The organism is Rossellomorea aquimaris (assembly GCF_001877785.1).
GTDB lineage: Bacteria > Bacillota > Bacilli > Bacillales > Bacillaceae_B > Rossellomorea > Rossellomorea aquimaris_A.
In genome coordinates this window covers 18,828-34,608 of the sequence record NZ_MINN01000070.1, presented here as the reverse complement: position 1 = coordinate 34,608, position 15,781 = coordinate 18,828, and the positions used below count along the sequence as shown (strand labels likewise).

General features: G+C 45.2%; 15 protein-coding genes and 1 other annotated feature. Of the genes, 11 read left to right on the top strand and 4 right to left on the bottom strand.

The window, feature by feature from the left end; genetic code table 11:
- Window positions 1-300 precede the first annotated feature (300 nt).
- The 11 genes from BHE18_RS02995 to BHE18_RS02945 all read left to right on the top strand — a co-directional run bounded on the left by BHE18_RS02995 (window position 301) and on the right by BHE18_RS02945 (window position 9,672).
- Window positions 301-1,119, top strand: a complete 819-nt coding sequence (locus BHE18_RS02995) for a zinc-dependent metalloprotease (RefSeq protein ID WP_071617168.1) — start codon at window positions 301-303, stop codon at window positions 1,117-1,119.
- A gap of 749 nt (window positions 1,120-1,868) precedes the next feature.
- A complete protein-coding gene (locus BHE18_RS02990; RefSeq protein WP_071617167.1) occupies window positions 1,869-2,627 on the top strand; it encodes a TerC family protein in 759 nt (252 codons plus the stop codon).
- Between the two features lie 164 nt (window positions 2,628-2,791).
- The gene (locus BHE18_RS02985) at window positions 2,792-3,067 is read left to right on the top strand and encodes a hypothetical protein (RefSeq protein WP_071617166.1); all 276 of its coding nucleotides are present in this window, start codon (window positions 2,792-2,794) and stop codon (window positions 3,065-3,067) included.
- Between the two features lie 23 nt (window positions 3,068-3,090).
- Entirely contained in the window at window positions 3,091-3,477 is a 387-nt protein-coding gene (locus BHE18_RS02980) for a YkvA family protein (RefSeq protein WP_071617185.1), read from the top strand.
- Window positions 3,478-3,984: 507 nt separating this feature from the next.
- Window positions 3,985-4,425 (top strand): GNAT family N-acetyltransferase, encoded by a 441-nt coding sequence (locus tag BHE18_RS02975; protein ID WP_071617165.1) that lies wholly within the window; start codon window positions 3,985-3,987, stop codon window positions 4,423-4,425.
- Window positions 4,426-5,107: 682 nt separating this feature from the next.
- Window positions 5,108-5,737: a class I SAM-dependent methyltransferase gene (locus BHE18_RS02970; RefSeq protein ID WP_071617164.1), complete on the top strand. Its 630-nt coding sequence runs from the start codon at window positions 5,108-5,110 to the stop codon at window positions 5,735-5,737.
- Between the two features lie 111 nt (window positions 5,738-5,848).
- Window positions 5,849-6,739: a fructose bisphosphate aldolase gene (locus tag BHE18_RS02965; RefSeq protein WP_071617163.1), complete on the top strand. Its 891-nt coding sequence runs from the start codon at window positions 5,849-5,851 to the stop codon at window positions 6,737-6,739.
- A gap of 121 nt (window positions 6,740-6,860) precedes the next feature.
- Window positions 6,861-7,817: a phospho-N-acetylmuramoyl-pentapeptide-transferase gene (gene mraY / locus BHE18_RS02960; RefSeq protein ID WP_141771802.1), complete on the top strand. Its 957-nt coding sequence runs from the start codon at window positions 6,861-6,863 to the stop codon at window positions 7,815-7,817.
- Window positions 7,781-8,212, top strand: coding sequence for a hypothetical protein (locus BHE18_RS02955; RefSeq protein WP_235860238.1), 432 nt, complete (start codon window positions 7,781-7,783; stop codon window positions 8,210-8,212). The genes mraY and BHE18_RS02955 overlap by 37 nt, the downstream gene beginning before the upstream one ends.
- 70 nt (window positions 8,213-8,282) lie before the next feature.
- Entirely contained in the window at window positions 8,283-9,197 is a 915-nt protein-coding gene (locus BHE18_RS02950) for a GNAT family N-acetyltransferase (protein ID WP_071617160.1), read from the top strand.
- A gap of 121 nt (window positions 9,198-9,318) precedes the next feature.
- Entirely contained in the window at window positions 9,319-9,672 is a 354-nt protein-coding gene (locus tag BHE18_RS02945; RefSeq protein ID WP_071617159.1) for a hypothetical protein, read from the top strand.
- 595 nt (window positions 9,673-10,267) lie between these two features.
- Here the strand turns inward: BHE18_RS02945 and tyrS are convergent.
- From tyrS to BHE18_RS02920, 4 genes are all read right to left on the bottom strand, one after another.
- Window positions 10,268-11,500, bottom strand: coding sequence for a tyrosine--tRNA ligase (gene tyrS, locus BHE18_RS02940; RefSeq protein WP_071617158.1), 1,233 nt, complete (start codon window positions 11,498-11,500; stop codon window positions 10,268-10,270).
- Between the two features lie 41 nt (window positions 11,501-11,541).
- Window positions 11,542-11,745: a binding site (T-box leader), on the bottom strand.
- An 883-nt stretch (window positions 11,746-12,628) separates the two neighbouring features.
- Window positions 12,629-13,465, bottom strand: coding sequence for a YitT family protein (locus BHE18_RS02935; protein WP_071617157.1), 837 nt, complete (start codon window positions 13,463-13,465; stop codon window positions 12,629-12,631).
- Between the two features lie 635 nt (window positions 13,466-14,100).
- The gene (locus BHE18_RS02925; protein WP_071617155.1) at window positions 14,101-15,468 is read right to left on the bottom strand and encodes a PTS ascorbate transporter subunit IIC; all 1,368 of its coding nucleotides are present in this window, start codon (window positions 15,466-15,468) and stop codon (window positions 14,101-14,103) included.
- A gap of 30 nt (window positions 15,469-15,498) precedes the next feature.
- Complete coding sequence (locus tag BHE18_RS02920) at window positions 15,499-15,765, bottom strand: PTS sugar transporter subunit IIB (RefSeq protein WP_071617154.1); 267 nt, start codon at window positions 15,763-15,765, stop codon at window positions 15,499-15,501.
- Between the last annotated feature and the right edge of the window lie 16 nt (window positions 15,766-15,781).

Here is a 15,781-nt window from a genome sequence, read left to right as displayed (position 1 = left end):
GGCCCCTCCAGGAATATCAGGAGACGACCCTTCTTTTCAATGAAATCCATCGCTTTTCAGCTTAAAAATAGAAAAATTATCACTTTTTCAGTATGTTTCTGTCATGCTGAGAGACACACTGTTGAGAAAAAGATTTCTTTAGACAAAATCGCATGGTTTTTATGAAAATTTTACTTTGAAGGCCGATTTTCAGCACGTTTACTATGCTACTTTTAACCCGGTGTTTCCCAATACCGGATGGGCAGGGAAAAAGGGAATTTCTCCGAATTTAGTAAGTATATCAAATGAGGAGGTTTCCCTATGAAACTTAAAAAAATTCTAACTGCTACACTCGCATTATCGATCACGGTCGCTCCTGCTATTGGAATGGCGAAAGTTCCGGCCGATTTGAGTGCTCATGGTCATAGTCATGAGCATGCAGCACAGGCGTCAACTTATGTAGATTCACTGCCGAAAGCGAAGGAGTACGCTCCGGATAAGGGGCCGGCAAAGATCGAGAAGTCTACTAGTGTTGTAGAGTTGAATGAAAAAGGGAAAGTGGTCAACAAGACGGTAACGAAGAGTAATCTGCCGAAAGATACAAGCAAAAAAGCAAAAGCCCAGGCGACAAGAACCGTAACGGTGCTGGCGGTGGCCGATGAAGAATACCGCGCTGCATACGGCGATTGGCAAAGCCGCGTACAACAGATCGTCGAGAACGCGGATAACGCGTTCACCCGTGACCACGGCATCGACTTCCAGGTGAAGGCAGTCGGTAACTGGACCTCCCAAGGAGGAAACAGCTCACAGATTCTTTCAGATCTAAGCAGGGACTGGTCCGGCTACAATTATGACTTTGTTGTAGGATTCACCAGGGATGTGAATTTCGAAGCAGGCGGAATCGCATATGTTTACTCGTCAGATCCGGGAACGGCATTCAGCGTCAACCTCGACCAGGGCGTCACGAACACTTCCAAAGCGGCACAGCATGAGTTCTCCCATAACTATGGACTAGGGCATGACCCGCAGGGGAGCGGCATCCGATGCGTCATGAACTATGACTATTCATATTCAGTCGACTACTGGCATCCGGAACACAACACACAGATTCAGAACAATAAGTATTGGTATGGGATGTAATAATAATAGATTGGCAGAGGCGTACCTGTTCGAAGGGTGCGCCTCTTTTATTTGAGGCCTTTGATGAAATGGAGGTGCAGGACCGCCTCATGGGGTTAGGGACGCATGACTTTTGGGATTTGATAATATATTTCTGTTTTTGATAATAAAAGTCTCGTTTTTGATAATATAATTGGATTATTGATAATAAAGTGTCCGTTTTTGATAATATAGCAGGCTGGCAGCTCTGTTCAGGGGTGATGGCCCCCCGCAGTCTCCCTTTTTTTATAAAAAAAATCATCTTTCACACGTTTTGAGCCTGAATCCATTAAAAACGTTCTGATTTTATGCAAAAAAGTCCTCTCAGCAGCCAAAAAGGTGAGGGGGCCAGCGTCCCGGATTCACACCCTCCTTCTTACAAAAAAATGAAGCATCCACCTATTGACGATGGGTTTGTCCGCTTGCTATAGTGAGAGTAAGAAGTAAAGTAAATAGCGAAGACTCCAAAGGGGAGTAGCTTTCAAGTGTGTCGTCATTTCGTGACGGGTTTCCCGTCTCCGGTCCACTTGGCAACAGGGATGTTGCTTGCGAGACCTTTGCCTGAACGGTAAAGGACCCCTTGCGTATAGATTGCAGACATAAGGCCTTTACCAATCGGTAGAGGTCTTTTTCTATTGGAAGGGAAGTGGCCCGGAGCGAATAGGATAGTGATTGTGTTGTGTGTCGGGGGCTCGTCATTATGGAAAATATCATGAAAAGAGGGATGATCGGTGGAATGGTCGATGTTACTTGAGTATGGATGGGTGCTGCTGATTCTGATTGGTTTGGAAGGGATTCTGGCTGCGGATAATGCGCTGGTCATTGCCACGATGGTGCGGCACTTGCCGGAGGACCAACGGAAGAAGGCGTTGTTTTACGGTCTGGCGGGGGCGTTTCTGTTCCGGTTCGGTTCCTTGTTCCTGATTTCGTATCTGGTGGATATCTGGCAGGTGCAGGCGGTCGGGGCGCTGTATCTTCTTGGGATTGCCGGCTATCATCTGGTGAAAAAACATGTTATTAAGAAACAAATAGAAAAGCACCACGACAAGGAAGGGACCAAATCCGGTTTCTGGTGGACGGTCGTGAAGGTGGAGGCAGCGGATATAGCGTTTGCGGTCGATGCGATCCTGGCAGCTGTTGCGCTGGCGGTTACTTTGCCGGAAACAGATCTGCCGTCGATCGGCGGAATGGACGGCGGGCATTTCATCGTCATCCTGCTCGGCGGAATCATTGGGCTCGTAATCATGAGGTTTGCGGCATCTGCATTTGTCGGCCTGCTTGAGAAGCGCCCCGGACTTGAGTCCGCTGCCTTTGTCATCGTCGGCTGGGTCGGCGTCAAGCTTGCCGTCTATACTTTGGCCCACCCTGCAGTGGGATTCATCCCCTACGAATTTGCAAAAGGTCCCGTATGGAAGGGGATCTTCTGGGCCGTCTTGATCGGGATCGGTATTGTAGGATGGGTGAAGTCTAAGCCTGAGGGAGATAGATGATAAGAGATTTATCTGCGGAGATTCTATGCGGAAGATGGTTTTACGTTGATTAATGTCTTAGTTTGAGTTAGAAAAGTATAGTGTAAATAATCCCTATTGGTGTATAATTACACTAATGGGGATTTTGTTAATCCTGCAATAAACAGAAAACAGGAGGGGGCAATATGGAAAGAAAAAAATATTCCTGGTTAAGTTACGTATCATTCGGATTGGGGATCGGGCTGATTTTACACCCTTTGGTCACCAATGTGTTTCCAAAATATTTTATGAGTATCCAGTCCGTCGGTATACTTTTAACGATCCTGTTCAGCATTCTGGCTCTTCGAAAAAAGAACGAGAAGAAGCAGCTCCCTGTGATAGGGTTGGTGCTTGCGCTCATGATGCTGTGTTATGATGGTATCCTTCTTTATATAACTTTTCATAAATATAGTCCGGTTTAAGAGGTGGGCATCCATTGGAAAAAATGAAGGCATGGGCGAAAAAATTAAAACAGCAAATCCTGATCCTTTATTTAGCCTATAAGGACGAAAGAGTACCGGGGTATGCCAAGTTATTTACCGCATGCGTCGTGGCGTATGCGCTGAGTCCGATTGATCTGATTCCGGATTTCATCCCGGTGCTTGGGTATTTAGACGATGTCATTATCGTTCCGTTGGGAATTCTGATTGCGCTGAAGATGATCCCTCGTGAAGTGATCGCTCAATGTGAAATCAAAGCAAAAGAATTGATGAAAAAGGGCAAGCCGAAGAATTGGGTGGCGGGTTCACTCTTCATTTTGATTTGGGTGGTCGTATTGTTGGGGGTTATATTGAATTTTCCGTTCGGAATGGGGTTTGCTTGGCCGGTATAGCTGGAGGGGCTGTTTGACTGCGGCTTTTGACGTTTGATAATATATTTAATTTTTTGATAATAAAAGTGTCGTTTTTGATAATAAATTTGGATTTTTGATAATAAGTGGTCCGTTTTTGATAATAAGTCAGATTCACAGGCGAATATAAACAGTGAATCAGGCGATAAGAGGGGCAGGATACATAAATTCAGCAGTAGAATAGAAGGAAAAGACCCAAACCTGAATAAAAATGACTCTTTTTTAACTAAAAAAGACAAATTATCTATTAACTAGCCAAGGAGCAATCATTTCCCGTATCCGGCAGCGAATCTTAGCCAGGGGCCATTAATATTTTTCTCTACGAATCTAGAAAATTATGGTATACTAACAAAGCCTGAGCTGCTCAGGCCATTTTTGTTAAAGGAGGCGTTCATTATGAAAAATATCAATGCATTGAACATAGCATCATATAAGGGGAGTACGCCTCATTAACAAAGGTGATCCCCCATATCGAAAGGGGAAAATAAGATGAATGTAAGATTAGTAGGAATCAACTCGGAGAATTGGTATGAATGCTGCGGGCTGGAGTTAACAGAAGAACAAGCCGAATATATGGAGTCAAATGCGGTTTCGATCGCGCAAACGAAATTCGAACCGACGCTGAAAGCATTTGCGATTTACAGCGAGGAGAAAGTGGCCGGGTTCCTGATGTTCAATTCGGTCAAGGAAGAGCTTGGCGGGTACTGGGTGTACCGGATCATGGTGGACCTGAGCAGTCAGGGAAAAGGAATCGGAAAAGAAGCCACGAGACTGATGATCGAAGAAATGGCCAAGCTGACGGATGCGGATAAGATCGTGGTCGGCTATCATCCGGAAAATAGAGGGGCTCATCAATTGTATGCGAGCCTCGGGTTTGTTGATGAGGGTGACCGGTTTGGCAGGGAGATGGCTGTGGTTAAGTATTTATAGAGGGAGGACGGTTCTTCGGGGAAGAACCGTCTTTTCGCATGAACTTTTCGGAGGAGCAAAATGAAAAAATCACTCGGTTTGATATTCTTAGGAGTCTGGGTCACACTGTTTTATTACTTTTTCAATATGTGGATGCCAAAGGGTTTCCCATATTTGTTGATATCGGTTCCCATTGTATTTATTTCATCCTCATTTGTTCTGAAAAAATCAGGCTTCAAACTGTGAAAAAGTCCTTTCATATGGATGTGAGGGGTCTTTTTTATATATGAAGAATTGCTCCAGATGAAGCTGTGGATTAAGATTTACTAGTTTAAAAGGAAGTGTTTGGACAAAGGTGGCGGAATTGGAAGAGTCGATTTAAGAGGATAGTAGACCGCCTCGTTTTTGATAGAGTAATCCATTTGCCTGCTGGTTAGCGATGTGGTTTAATATGAGTAAAGTCTACAAATCGTAATAGTTACGATTTGAAATTGCGAGGATGACAGTTCTATCACCCGGTTACAGCGATTTGATAAAATACGGGTCCGGCGGGATGAATCGGACTGGTGCTAGGGCTTATTTCAGGGGTTACCTTCAGGGAAGAGGCTGGATCTTTAAGGAATAGACGAATTTTTAGTATGAAAAGTACTTTTTTAAACTAAAAAAAGCACTTTTCAAATCAATCCATAAAGGGGCAAAGGACATGACTGAATTCTGGGAGTCAAGTTTCATACAAAACCAAACGATGTGGGGGTTCGAGCCGGCAGATTCGGCCATCCATACGAATGATTTGTTTGAAGAAAAGAACGTGAAGGAGGTGCTGATTCCGGGTATTGGGTACGGACGGAATGCGAAGGTTTTTATTGAGAATGGAATGAATGTAACAGGTATCGAGATTTCTAAACGCGCGATTGAGCTGGCGAGGGAAAGCGGGCTTGAGATTCCGATTTTCCATGGACCTGTGTCCGATATGCCGTTTGACGACAGGCAATATGACGGGATTTTCAGCTATGCGCTTCTCCACCTGCTGAGTGAAGAGGAACGGGGGGAGTTTATCCGCGACTGCTACGCACATCTGAAGCCAGGCGGTCATATGGTGTTTACGACGATTTCAAAAGATGCCCCAATGTTCGGGAAAGGCACACAGATCGGAGAGGATTATTTCGAGATCATGGAAGGCGTGAAGATGTTCTTTTATGACCGAAAGTCAATCAAGCGGGACTTCGGGGATTATGGGCTTGTGGAAGTTACGAAGATTATGGAGCCCCATAAGAATGCGGAGGGGAAGCCACCGTTTCCATTCATGGTGATTACGTGCCGGAAACCTTTTTAAAAAGAGGTCTCCAAACGTCCATTTTCCTTCATTAAATGTGTTAACTCACTTGAAATTGGGGAACTAGTATAGAGGAAGGTTTACGAGAAGAACGAAAAAGGAGTGGAACACATGAACAAAAGTCAATTGGATCGAATGAAGAATGGTAAAGGGTTTATTGCAGCGCTGGATCAGAGCGGCGGCAGTACACCCAAAGCGCTGGCAGCTTATGGCGTGATGGAGGACTCCTATTCGAATGAGGATGAAATGTTTGACCAGGTACATGAGATGCGCACGAGAATCATGACGTCTCCAGCATTCAGTTCCGAGCACATCCTTGGGGTTATCTTGTTCGAGCAGACGATGGACAGTAAGGTGGAGGGGAAGTATACGGCGGATTATCTGGCTGACCATAAAATTGTCCCGTTCTTGAAAGTGGATAAAGGCCTTGCTGAACAAGAAAACGGCGTCCAGCTGATGAAGCCGAATCCGGACTTGGATGAGACGCTTCGACGTGCCAATGAACGGAATATTTTCGGCACAAAGATGCGTTCGGTCATCCATGAGCCGAATGAAGAGGGCATCAAGGCTGTGGTGGACCAGCAATTCGAAGTCGGCAAGAAAATCATAGCGGCCGATCTCGTTCCGATCATCGAGCCGGAAGTGAATATCCACAGCAAGGACAAGGGAGAATGCGAAGAAATACTGAGGAAAGAAATCCTCAAGCATCTTAATGACCTGTCTGAAGATGAGAATGTGATGCTGAAGCTCACGATTCCAACTAAGGCTAATGCGTACAAGGAATTGGTCGAGCATCCTCGCGTCGTCCGGGTGGTTGCCCTCTCCGGCGGCTACTCCCGTGATGAAGCGAACGAGAAGCTGAAAGAAAATGATGGAATGATTGCGAGCTTCTCCCGCGCACTGGCTGAGGAGTTGAGGGTCAATCAAACTGGTGAAGAATTCGACGAAGCAATGAAGAGTGCGATCGAGTCGATTTACGATGCCTCTGTTAATAAAAAATAATGGGTTACGGCCTTCTGCTTCCTTTGGGGAGCGGGAGGCTTTTTTTGTTTAGATTAAAGGATATCCCTCATCTGACTAGAAATTATATATAGGAAATAAATAGAAAAGGAGAATACTAGATGTGATTGATCAAATCATCCCGTCCCTCATTGCATTTATTTTAGTCGCAGTGTTATCCCCATTTTTCATTGCTCTATTAAGAAAATTAAAGCTCCTGCAGCCAATCAGGAAAGAGCTCCCGGCCAATCATCAGTTAAAAAAAGGGACGCCATTGATGTTTGGGATCATCCTTCTAACAGGCCTTATCGTGTCCATCCTCTTTTCGCCCACGCCAATCATGTATTTCCTGGCAGTAACGTACATATTATTCGGTTTTATCGGGTTTTTGGATGACTTTTGGAAGGCTTCACGTCAGGACCCTTTAGGGGTATCGAGCAGGACCAAGCTTATCCTGCAATTTCTGTTTACGGGTACGCTGCTTTTTTACGTGGTAAAAGAACTTGGTATCGACACTATGGTCCGGATTACTGGAAATGTCTCCTTTGATCTTCCGATGGCGGTCTATATCGTTGTGATCGCACTGTTTGTCGTTGGTTCAGCCAATGCCATCAATTTCACGGACGGCCTGGACGGGCTGTTAGGGGTGGTGGCCATTCCCACTTACTTTTTCTTTTTTGTGATTTCAGACACACCAGAAGTGAAGCTTTATAGTCTGGTCATGATCGGATGCCTGCTCGGATTCCTCATTTATAATCTATTCCCCGCTAAAGCGTTCATGGGGGATACGGGATCACTGGCGATAGGCGGATCGCTTTCGTTTCTTGCCGTAATTGAGAAGGTGGAGATCTTGATTCCACTGTTGTTCATCATCTATTTTGCCGAACAGCTTTCGGTGATCCTGCAGGTTGCCTCATTTAAAAAGACAGGGAAGCGAATCTTCAGGATGACGCCGATTCATTTTCACTACGGGCTGAAATACGGGTGGTCCGAGAATACGATTGTGACGGTGTTCGGGTTTGTATCCTGGGTTTGTACGTTTATTTGTTTGGCTTATTGGAAGTTTGTGCTGCATGGGTGATGGTTTTTGAGGAGGAATTTGACAGCCCCAAAAGAGGAGGGATTTATTGCATGCATTGTTTTTGCCAACAAAAAGAAATCTGGGAATTGAAACTTGAAGGAGATGTCGGGGCTGACCCAATATGGTGCAATCGATGTGGGTGTAACTTTGATTTGGAGGATCTCCCGATTACAAGTGAGTTGAAAAACGAAGTACGGGAATGGGCATCAGTGTACGGCGAATGGATCGATTGGGACAAAGATATATTAATTCCCAACGGTATCGAAATGGAAGAAAAACATAACATCCAAGGAGCTGTATTAACAGAAAAAATAAAGGTGGAACTTAGAGGCAAATACAAAGTAAAGTTCTCATTTTCAACTTTGGCACGCCATTATACAAATGAAAAATTTTAATAAGAACAGCAGGTTGATATAGGTCTTCAACTATCAGGAAAGTTGAGTTCAAGGAGAGGGGGAGTAAATCATGATTGAGCAAGTTCAATTTATAAAAAACCATATTGATTTAGAAGAGGGGTTCAAACTGGTTTACAAGAAGCCCAAAGAGTTCACCCGTTATTATTCCATTTATTATGGACAAAAATATGCAGATTACTTTTTCAGGAGGTCCCCGGCTTCAATGATCGAAGTCGCATCTATATTTGACTGCGGATATTTTATTATGAAGGATGAAACTGTTGTTGGCGGTGTTTTCCTGAAACCTAATTTCATGGCTGATTTATTTGTTGTGCCGCCATATGATGATTATGAAGAGTTGCTCTGCAAACTTCTAAACTACTTAAAAGAGGTATCGAAGACGGAAGATGAAATTTATTTCAGAGAAATTGTAGAAGAACATGTTCCCTCTTATGAACACCATGGCTGCCGGGTTCGTGAAGCGAACTACTGGATGATCCGTCCCACACAATCTATGAAGGCAATGCTTCCTGAAGGATATAGATCCAGAGCTGTTTCAAGTGAAGATCCAAATGATATCACCTGTCTCCTTATGAAATCGTATAAAGCAAATCCAGCTTATAATCAAATTGGATCCAAAGAGGATTATATGAATCACGTTAAGGAGTTCATAGAAAAATATCAAACCAATCCAATCATGGATGAGTGTTCAAGGGTGATTGTAGATACGGGCACGAACACTGTTGTTGGCGTCTGCCTGCACATGGAGTTTGAAAACTATCCTCTCATCATGAGTTTAGCCGTGGACCCTGACCATCAGCAGAGGGGGCTCGGACGATTTCTGTTAACCCATTCTATTAACCTATCGAGTAAAGAGTACCCGGCTACGCGTTTGTCTGTACTGAAAGATAATCCGGCGATCAAGCTGTATGAGGACTTGGGTTTCATTCGGAATAAGTTTGTGGTGGATATGTATTTGGGGTGATTGGTAACGATGGGCCTCCTAACAGATGATCAAGTGGAAAAATTTTTCTATCAACTTAGTATTCTAAAGAAAAGAGCTACAACTAACGGGCAGTTTTATGGAGGTGTTACAGGGGGGAAATATGAAGAAATTAATTATCACAACGATCATTCTACTGCTTTTGTCGGGATGTGCTGTTTCTTCTCCCGAACCCCATAGTTCTGTAGAATGGTCAGATGTAGTCGTCTGGAATGACAAGACGTATTCTTATAATGAAGAAAAAGATATAAAAGAAGAATATAGAGAGATAGATAAGGAATTAGGTGTAATTTCTTTCTGTGTGGTAGGCAGCAAGGAAGAAAGTAACCCGAGATACCAATTGAAAAACGGAGAATCCACATTCGCTGGTGAAGGAAGTAAGATCTACTCCTTGAAGGGTCTGCCGGTTGAAGACTATATTTTGGTGCAAAATAAAATCTATGCTGCCTGGGAATGATTCAATATGTATGTAACTTAGTTTGAACTGAGTTCAGTATTATTCGCTCTGATGTATTGCTAGGGTTGCTAGAAATATTTTTTGCGAAATTATGGGGTTACTTTAAGCTGCGATTAAACGCATAGGAGAACCCATGTTTATAAAAAAAGGCTGGGACAAAAGTGATTTAGTCTAAGAAAAACTCGAACTAATTTGCATGAGGTAAGGCAAATTAGTTCGGGTTTTTAATTTCTTCATTGTTCATTTAGGGTTTAGTTCATTCAGCGGTTGATTGGAGTGCAAGACGAAGACTCCTGCGGGAAGAGTAGCTTATGTGAGACTTGTCCAGCTCCAGGGCTTAGAGGCACATGTCATAAGTCAACTCGTCCAAGAAGGCAAAGAACGCCTTCGTGGACGATTCGCCTTATGCCACCAGCCTCTGAGCAAAGCCCTTCCCCTTTTCTTCCCGCAGGCTTGCCGAGGAGGCTCACGGGCTACCCGCGGAAAGCGTAGTCTTGCACGCAAATCATTAGCGTTGTTTAGAGTCTACTCTATAATTTCGTCTTTAAACATGGGGTTTTATGTTTTGCCCCAGCCTCTTTGTGTGTTTTCCCAATCAAACCTTAACCTTCACAAACTTCCTCTTCCCAACCTGCACAATCATCCCGTCGGTCACCTTAACCATCATTTCGGTATCCGGCACTTTCTCGCCGTCGATCCTGATGCCGCCGTTTTTGATCATTCTTCTGGCTTCACTCTTTGAGCTTTGCATGCCCAGTTCGACTAACAGTTCAATGATGGCGACTTCCGTGGCACCTTTCCACTCAACTGAAGGAATATCCTCGGGGAGGGATCCTTTTTGGAAGACGGTTTGGAAGTGCCCGACCGCGGCAGCGGCTGCTTCTTCTCCGTGGAACATGGAGACGATGGTGCGGGCCAGGCGGACTTTGGCATCCCTTGGATGCAGGGTTCCGTCTGTTAAGCCTGCTGAGATTTTTTGCTTTTCTTCTAGCGGCAGATCTGTGACCAGGTTGAAGTATTTTACGGTCAGTTCATCAGGGATCGACATCGTTTTTCCGAAGATTTCGTTTGGCGGTTCGTCGATTCCGATGTAGTTGTGCTTGGATTTGGACATTTTGTCGACGCCGTCGAGGCCTTCGAGCAGCGGAAGCAGCATCACGACCTGTTTTTCTTTCCCGTAATGTTCCTGCAGATGCCGGCCCATCAGGACGTTGAAGTGCTGGTCGGTGCCTCCGAGCTCGATGTCGCTTTCCAAGGCGACGGAATCGTAGCCCTGCATCAGCGGGTAGAAGAATTCATGCAGGGAGATCGGTTTCCCTGATGCAATCCTGTTAGAAAAATCGTTCCGCTCGATCAAACGTGCGACCGTGATGCTGGAAGACAAGCGAATGACGTCCTCAAGGTTCAGCGGTGTCAGCCACTCGGAGTTATAGAAAAGCTCCACTTTCTCCATATCAAGTACGCGGCCGAACTGTTCGAAATATGTCTGGGCATTCATCTTCACATCTTCATCGGTCAGCTGTTTACGCACGGTTGATTTTCCGGTCGGGTCACCGATCTTTCCGGTGAAATTGCCGATAATCAGCTGGATGATATGGCCGTTTTCCTGGAATTGCTTCAGCTTATTCAGGACCACCGTGTGACCCAGGTGGACGTCCGGTGCAGTCGGGTCGAGGCCAAGTTTGATTTTAAGCGGCTTCCCGGTCTGGATGGAACGCGACACTTTATCCCTTAATTCATTCTCGGGAATCGTCTCCACAACCCCGTTCTGATAAAGGCTGAGCTGCCTCTCCACTTCTGCATGCTGTTCTTTTGTCAGTTCCTTCATCCTTTTTTCCTCCTTATAAAAAAATAAAACCACGCCCCTAATAAAGGGACGTGGTTAACGCGGTACCACCCTTGCTTGAAGAATTTCTCTTCCACTCAATCGGATAACGGTCCGGCCGTCGCCTGCTGCTTCACAGGAAAAGTTCAAGGGGGTAATTCGCCATTATCTGTGTTCTGATTCGCACCGGCCATCAGATCTCTTCGACAGGGAGATAATTGACTACTGAGTCCTATCATCACTTGTTGGTATTGGAATTATTTTCATAATTGTACTTGAGGGAGGGGAGGATGGCAAGGATTATTTAAAAAAATCTCCTTTGTCCCTTCGTCTGGTTATAAAATAACCCAGCCCTGTATAGATAATTCCCATCACAACAATGATGCTATAAGGAATTTCTGCGGAGGTTAACTCGTTGATCAGATAAGTAAAAATGAATGCCGCTATAAATGCCAGGGGAAAGGAAACCCAAAAGTTCCTTACATAGAAAGATAAATAACCAATGGAATAAACGAGACAGAAGAAGAACAGCGAAAAATAAATCCATTCCCTGAATGGCAGGGACGGAAGCAGGATCAGGCAAATGGCGGAAGACAGGATAGTGAAGTAGATGAAGAGCAGTTTCAGGTGGCATTCCTCCCAAATGCTATTAATAACCTATACCCAATGGTGGGGTTTTTCATTCCACCCAATCCCATTTAAGACACTAATTGTGGTGCGGTTCGATAATAACTACATAGATTTGATCTTAAATTGATTAAGGCGCTTTTATAACCGGAAAATCGATAATAGAATAAAGCCAATTTAAACAATATGATAATAAAATCCTCGTTATCGATAATGAATCTTTGGATGTCGATAATAAAATGAAAGAAGTCGATAATAAGATTTGAGAGGGCAGCGGAATGCAGCTGATTTTTGCTTGGTTGGTTAAGGAATGGAGGTGATTTTTACTGTATGTTGATGAATTGGATAGGGGCAGGGGCATGACTTTTAAAAAATGGTCAATTTTTAAAATGAAAAAGGTCATTTTACAGAGAAACTGGAGTGATTTCGATGGTATGGGATGTATCCCCCCCTAAGAAAACAACAGCTCACCGGGGGACAAGTCCCTTTTATCTGTACCTTTATTTATGTCTTCGGAAACGTAAATCCTTCCCCAAAAACATCCCGCACATCATGGACAACCACAAAGGCTTTCTCATCTATCTTCTGAATCTTCTTTTTCAAAAGGAACAGCTCCTGCTTATTGATCACGACATACAGGATATCCTTGGCCTCTTGCGAATAATGACCTCTTGCGTTGATGACGGTCACTCCGCGGTCCATTTCGGCACTCACTTTTTCTGCGATGGCGTCCGTCTGGGCGGAAATGATCGTGACAGCCTTTCTTGTATCAAAGCCATCAATCAGGTAGTCCAAAATTTTCGTGCTGATATAGATGGATATACCGGTATACATCGTATTCTCGATCCCGATTACAAAAGAAGAACCGAGTACCACCAGGATATCGAATACGAACATCGTTGTGCTGACCGCCCAGCCGAAATGCTGGTTGAGCATGCGGGCAATGATGGTCGAGCCGCCCGTCGTTCCTCCCGAGCGCAGGACAAGACCGAGCCCGAGGCCGATGAACACACCGGCAAAGACAGTCCCGAGCATGATGTCGACCGATTCTCCCATGCCTTCCGTCAATTTGATGAAGAGGGACGTAAAGAAGATGGCGAGCATCGTATACCAGGTCACCCGTTTATTGAGCACCTTGTACCCTATGGCGAGCAGAGCGCCGTTCATGACGAAGTTCGTGATACCCGGGGACCAGCCAAGAAGATAATAAAGGGTCATCGAGATCCCCGTCACGCCGCCTTCCCCAAGTTCGTTCGGGATTGCAAACAGATTCACCCCAAGGGCAAAGAAGAGTGACCCGACGATGATCAAGGTGATTTCTTTCACAGTTGTTTTATTCATATCATCACTCCGTTCAAATGGAATACTAGGATACTATAGCATAAGGGATGTATGATGTCTTTAACGAATATAAGGAAGATTGTGACCTGGTTGAATATGAAGGTGCAGCCTTAAATTCGAGCATGAACCCCGGCGAACTAAAAAATTGGGGAACCGGGAGTGAGGCCCTTTATTGGGGAGTTTTGCGTTTTGATAATATAATTGGATTTCTGATAATAAAAGGGCTGTTTTTGATAATATATCCGGATTTTTGATAATATCATGTCCGGTTTTGATAATAAACGGAGGCAGGCGCCTTGAATGGGGATGCTGACGGCCTGGATTCAGGGGGATATGCTGCTTAATGGACTGAAACCATTCAAAATGAGCAATTTTGGATGGTTTTAGAAGCGTTTTTTAATGAAAATCAGCAGTTTTACGTGATTTAAAAGGGAGTACCATAACGCAAGGGTATGAGCTTTACCACCATTTCATTGTCAGTACTTTTAACACAACTGCGCCAACCAAATCACAAAAGCAGAACGGAAACAAGAACCGATCCCTCCTTGCCACACCGAAAAACCAACAAAATAACAAAACAAAAAAGCCCCGCACCCCCTAAAAAGGGGAATCACGGGACTCCATCAAATCAAGAATCAAGCAGCTTCTGTTCCATTCTTATCCTCACCGGCTTTAGATCTAAACCCGATAAAGAACAACACTGCCAAAATCACGAGGATTGCTGCAAACAGGACACCGGCAGAATCAAATAGTTTTACAAGGTTGCCAAGCACGATTCCGACAACTCCGAAATCGGCATCACCGAATGTGGTTCCCTGGAATCCTAGTGAGCCCAGGACCGGCAGTAACAGCGCAGGGAGGAAGCTGATCATCACGCCGTTTGCCATTGAACCGATGATCGCACCGCGGCGGCCGCCGGTTGAATTTCCGAAGACTCCGGCCGCTGCACCTGTGAAGAAGTGAGGGACAAGTCCCGGGACGATTACCTTCAAGCCAAGCAATGGAAGGAACAGCATGCTTACAAGACCTGCGATGAAGCTGAACAGGAAGCCGATGATGACGGCGTTACCCGCGAACGGGAAGATGGCCGGGCAATCAAGGGCAGGTTTGGCATTCGGGACGATTTTATCCGCGATCCCTTTGAAGGCAGGGACGATTTCACCAAGGAGCATGCGCACACCTGCGAGGATGATGTACACACCCGCAGCAAATGTGATCCCCTGCATGAAAGCGAACACCAGGAAATTCTGTCCGTCGCTCAGCTGACCTTCAACGAAAGCAGGCCCAGCCGCACCGGCGACGATGAAGAACAGGATGACCATGGTCAAGGATACTGAAACGGATGTATCTCTGAGGAATCCTAGAGATTTAGGCACCTTGATTTCCTCTGTTGATTTGGAGCCTTTTCCTACGACTTTCCCTACTGCGGCGGAAGCCAGATATCCGACCGAACCGAAGTGGCCGATGGCAAAGTCGTCAGAACCGGTGACTTTGCGAGTGAACGGCTGAAGCATTGCAGGGGAAAGGACCATCAGTGAGCCAAGGATGATCGAACCGAGGATGATCAATGGCACACCGGAGAGTCCTCCAGTCGTCAGGATGACCGCGATCAAGCAGGCCATGAACATTGTATGGTGACCGGTTAAGAAGATATATTTAAAAGGACTGAAACGTGCAATCAGAATGTTCACGACCATACCGAACAGCATGATCATCGCTGTCTCTGTACCAAAGCTTTCCTGGGCCAGTGCTACGATCGCTTCATTGTTGGGGATGACCCCGTCGACCGCGAACGCTTCGTTAAACATACTGCTGAATTGGCCGAGTGACTGGACGAGCACATTCGCGCCTGCCCCGAGGATGACGAAGCCCATCACGGTCTTCAATGTGCCGGACACGACATCCCCGGAATTCTTCCGCTGGGCAAGGAGTCCGACGAGGGCGAAGAGCCCGACGAGGATTGCAGGTGTGCCAAGGATGTCATTCATAATGATATCAACCATTTATATCGCTCCTTTGTTTGGAAAATAGGACTAGATATATTGTTCCAACGCAGACTTAAGCTCATTTTTATCCATCAGGTTCTTCAGTTTCACGACATTTTTGCGGCCGTCTTCAAGACTTCCGACAATATCTTCGGAACCGATGAACAAGTCTGCCTGTTCCGTCTTCGCCGTTGTCAAATCCGTATGTGAAACCTCTGCTTCTTTGCCCATATCCTTAAGCGCTGCTTTAATGTTCATCTCCACGATCATGCTGCTTCCTAATCCATTTCCGCATACCACTAATACTTTTTTCATGTTGTTTTCCTCCTCT

Coding starts and splice junctions, on each gene's coding strand:
- BHE18_RS02995 (WP_071617168.1), top strand. CDS start 301: ATGAAACTTAAAAAAATTCTAACTGCTACACTCGCATTATCGATCACG.
- BHE18_RS02985 (WP_071617166.1), top strand. CDS start 2,792: ATGGAAAGAAAAAAATATTCCTGGTTAAGTTACGTATCATTCGGATTG.
- BHE18_RS02980 (WP_071617185.1), top strand. CDS start 3,091: ATGAAGGCATGGGCGAAAAAATTAAAACAGCAAATCCTGATCCTTTAT.
- BHE18_RS02975 (WP_071617165.1), top strand. CDS start 3,985: ATGAATGTAAGATTAGTAGGAATCAACTCGGAGAATTGGTATGAATGC.
- BHE18_RS02970 (WP_071617164.1), top strand. CDS start 5,108: ATGACTGAATTCTGGGAGTCAAGTTTCATACAAAACCAAACGATGTGG.
- BHE18_RS02965 (WP_071617163.1), top strand. CDS start 5,849: ATGAACAAAAGTCAATTGGATCGAATGAAGAATGGTAAAGGGTTTATT.
- BHE18_RS02950 (WP_071617160.1), top strand. CDS start 8,283: ATGATTGAGCAAGTTCAATTTATAAAAAACCATATTGATTTAGAAGAG.
- BHE18_RS02945 (WP_071617159.1), top strand. CDS start 9,319: ATGAAGAAATTAATTATCACAACGATCATTCTACTGCTTTTGTCGGGA.
- tyrS (WP_071617158.1), bottom strand. CDS start 11,500: ATGAAGGAACTGACAAAAGAACAGCATGCAGAAGTGGAGAGGCAGCTC.
- BHE18_RS02935 (WP_071617157.1), bottom strand. CDS start 13,465: ATGAATAAAACAACTGTGAAAGAAATCACCTTGATCATCGTCGGGTCA.
- BHE18_RS02925 (WP_071617155.1), bottom strand. CDS start 15,468: ATGGTTGATATCATTATGAATGACATCCTTGGCACACCTGCAATCCTC.
- BHE18_RS02920 (WP_071617154.1), bottom strand. CDS start 15,765: ATGAAAAAAGTATTAGTGGTATGCGGAAATGGATTAGGAAGCAGCATG.